The following is a 1,915-nucleotide window of genomic DNA, read 5'->3' on the forward strand; positions in this document are numbered from 1 at the left end:
TTACTTTTAACTTTTAAGCAAAAAATTAAGAGCATTGGTAAATCAAGAGATGAAACTTTAATAGTAATCTGTTTCTGATACCTCTAAATATTTGACCAGAGTAAATGATGGGTATCACTCCTAGTAGAAAATCATCTTACCAATTACCAACCCCATATTAAGATATCAAGCTTCCTCCTTGAAGGGGATTAAAATAATAAACTTCAGTATTGTAAATTATTTCAAACCTTCCTATTCAATAGAGGTACTGATAACTGATAACTGATAACTGATAAAAGATATGCCCAGACAGCCTGATGAATTTGCTATACACCTATTATTAGAAGGTGGCGCTCGTGAAGAAGTACGTTTTCTTTCTCTTAAAGATTTTCAAACCTGGTACAGTGGGGTTGTAGTTCCAAAACATGACTCTCAAGAGTTTGTTAATGTACCTATTAAGACTATTCAAGGAGAATATATGGTGGTTCGCCCTTCAGCTATAATTGCCATTCGGGTTGAACCTATATTTAATTCTAGTGTTGAAAGATTTTAGAGACGGTTTATAAACAAAACTTTAAGCTTTTGTAGTAGACCGACACAGCTAAAATGGTATCCTGCGACGGATTACTGAATCCCTTTCATAATCTGAATTTAAGCCGTATAACACACCCTACTAGACCGACACACCTTAAATAGTGCATTAGAAAATGGGGGGATGGGGTGATGGGGGGATGGGGGGATGGGGTGCGAGACGAAAAAAGCGCTCTGCACACTTTTAGCTGTGTCAGTCTACTATCGTGTCAAGTCTTAAATGTTACTTTAGCAAAATGGTACGATGCTGATTTTTCAAAGCTTGACATCAAAAATCTATTCCACTATTTTAAGCTTGACACGCCACTACAATTTTGCACAAAATTAGCTATGTCAGTCCATTAGGGTGGGTTAAGCTGGCATAGGACTGTAATTTTTCGTGATTTAAGGTACGCCGTAACCCAGCAAATAGCAAGATTTTTCCTTTAAAATTTACTTTATAAATGCTTTCTTAAATGAAGTCTCTGGTCATAGGTATTGATATAGGTGGAACAACAATTAAACTTGGGGTTTTTGCTAGGGATGGAGTATGTCATCAATCTTTGAGTGTACCAACTCCTCAACCTGCCACCCCAAAAGCAGTTATTGATGTAATAGAAGAGACAATATATATTCTGAGAAAAGAACCTCAACTAGACAAATTAGGAACTATCCAAGGAATAGGTATTGGAGTGCCTGGTCCTGTTGATTCTGAAAGTAAAATATCTAGAATAGCAATAAACTTGGCTGATTGGCAAGAGGTTCCTCTAGCCAAATTGTTGGAGGAAAAGACAGATTTACCAGTAGTTATAGCTAATGATGCTAACTGTGCTGGTTTAGGAGAAGCTTGGCTAGGAGCAGGTAGTCAGTTTAAAAATATGATTATGCTTACCCTGGGTACTGGTGTCGGAGGAGCAATTATTTTAGATAGCCAATTATTTGTGGGTCATACTGGTGCTGCGGGAGAGTTGGGGTTAATTACTTTAAATCCTGATGGACCTGATTGTAATAGTGGTAATAATGGATCTTTAGAACAATATGTTTCTGTTCAAGCGGTTCGTCGAGATACAGGAAAAGAACCTTTAGAATTAGCCAATTTAGCTTTAGTTGGAGATAAGTTTGCCCTAGAATTTTGGCAAAACTACGGACGAATTTTAGGAGTAGGGTTGACAAGTTTGATTTATATTTTAACTCCAGAGGCAATAATTATTGGTGGTGGAATCAGTGCTGCATCAGAACTTTTTTTCCCTGCAACTAAGGCTGAAATTGAGCGACGAGTTCTTTTTAGTTCTTATTTAAACTTACAATTATTAACTGCAAAATTAGGTAATCAAGCTGGTATTGTGGGAGCTGCTAAATTAGCTTT

Annotated in this window: 2 protein-coding genes; both read left to right on the top strand. The window is 36.9% G+C overall.

Annotated features, from left to right (window positions below; translation table 11 throughout):
* Positions 1 to 280 precede the first annotated feature (280 nt).
* Complete coding sequence (locus F6K22_RS39770) at positions 281 to 532, top strand: hypothetical protein (RefSeq protein ID WP_293110561.1); 252 nt, start codon at positions 281 to 283, stop codon at positions 530 to 532.
* Between the two features lie 493 nt (positions 533 to 1,025).
* Positions 1,026 to 1,915: ROK family protein (locus F6K22_RS39775; protein ID WP_293110563.1), on the top strand; the 890-nt coding region annotated here is incomplete at its 3' end.

This window comes from Okeania sp. SIO2F4 (assembly GCF_010672385.1).
In the GTDB taxonomy this organism is placed as follows: domain Bacteria; phylum Cyanobacteriota; class Cyanobacteriia; order Cyanobacteriales; family Microcoleaceae; genus Trichodesmium.

Bases quoted from the DNA above. Each gene is read 5' to 3' on its own strand.
- F6K22_RS39770 (WP_293110561.1), top strand. From the start codon at position 281: ATGCCCAGACAGCCTGATGAATTTGCTATACACCTATTATTAGAAGGT.